Origin of the sequence: Enterococcus sp. 1001283B150225_161107_E12, from assembly GCF_015556925.1 — a bacterium.
In the GTDB taxonomy this organism is placed as follows: Bacteria; Bacillota; Bacilli; order Lactobacillales; family Enterococcaceae; genus Enterococcus_B; species Enterococcus_B mundtii.
In genome coordinates, this window is sequence record NZ_JADNNI010000036.1 from 1 (window position 1) to 1,418 (window position 1,418).

The 1,418-nt window shown below is 38.6% G+C and carries 2 protein-coding genes; both read left to right on the forward strand.

The features are described 5' to 3' along the window. The coding region (locus tag I2F89_RS15390) for an ABC transporter permease (protein WP_195514607.1) at nt 1-1,200 on the forward strand (1,200 nt) is incomplete at its 5' end. Between the two features lie 12 nt (nt 1,201-1,212). Continuing rightward, on the forward strand, nt 1,213-1,418 hold a 206-nt coding region (locus I2F89_RS15395), incomplete at its 3' end, for a response regulator (RefSeq protein WP_195514608.1).

Consider the following 1,418-nt stretch of genomic DNA (forward strand, 5'->3'; position numbering starts at 1 on the left):
TTTGCTCATAAAATGCGTTCGGTATTGACTATGCTAGGTGTCATCATTGGGATTGCTGCCATTATTTCGATTTTCAGCATCATCGGAGGAAACACCGAAAAAATGAAACGAGAAATGATTGGTAGTAACAATAATACGATGAATATCCAATATGACAGAAAAAGTGCTTTTCAACAGAACACTATGTCAGATGGAATCCTATCTGAAAAGGAAGAGAAAAAACCGTTATATTTTCCATTCTTAGACGAGGATGTCCTAAAGAAAGTCAATGAGATACCAGAGGTCTTAGCAAGTGGTTTGTCTTATCAAAAAGAAGGGAAAATCTACAGGAAAGCCAAAGGGACCGACGCCAAAGTTTCTGCTGTCACTTCTTCTGTTGAGGATTTGGAGCAGTTAAACTTCATCAAAGGGGAAGGATTTACTGCCCAAGCCTTCAAAGAGCAACAACAAGCCATTTTTCTGGAAGATTCCTTGTATGACGAATTATTTCCAAATGAAGAAGGGATCGGACAGTTTGTCGAAGTGAATGGGGTACCATTCAAAGTTCAAGGTGTATTTAAATTAGATCCCAATAGTAGTAATCTATTTAGCTTTGAGAAAAGAGCTTACGTTCCTTTGCAGCAAGCGCATAAACTATCTGATGAGTTGGATATTGTACCACTTGTCACGATCCAAACAAATAATACCGATCAATTACAAGGCGCTGCAGAAAAAGCTGCAGAGATCCTCAATCAACAGATCCCACCATCTGATTATGAGTATGGGGTGATGAATCTGAAAGAATTTGCCAGAGAATTGGAACGAATGAACCAGTCAAGTTTTATTCTTTTGTCTGGTATAGCAAGTATCTCGTTATTAGTGGGTGGAATCGGTGTGATGAATATCATGTTGGTCTCTGTCACGGAAAGAACGAAAGAAATCGGAATAAAGAAAGCACTAGGCGCAAGAAGAAAAGTAATTTTAAAACAATTTTTAGTAGAAGCGGTCGTCCTGACTTTGATTGGTGGGGTACTAGGTGTGCTTGTTGGTTTGTTAAGTGGCTATGCCATTACGCTATCACTGGATTATCCTTATATCGTATCCGTGATTTCCATTGTCGGTAGCTTAGTATTTTGTTCCCTGATGGGTGTGATATTTGGTCTATTACCGGCGATGAAAGCATCGAAATTAAACCCTATCGAGGCATTACGCTTTGAATAAGGAGAGAGCTATATGGAAAGAATTTTAGTTGTTGAAGATGAATATATGATCAATCAGATCGTGACGGAATTTTTAAAAGAACGCAAGTATGAAGTTTATTCGGTAAGAAGTGGCGAACAAGCATTGGAAGCTTTTGCTGATCAAACATTTGACTTGATCCTATTAGACATTATGTTGCCTGGGATAAGGGGGACGGATGTTTTAAAGAAAATTCGGGA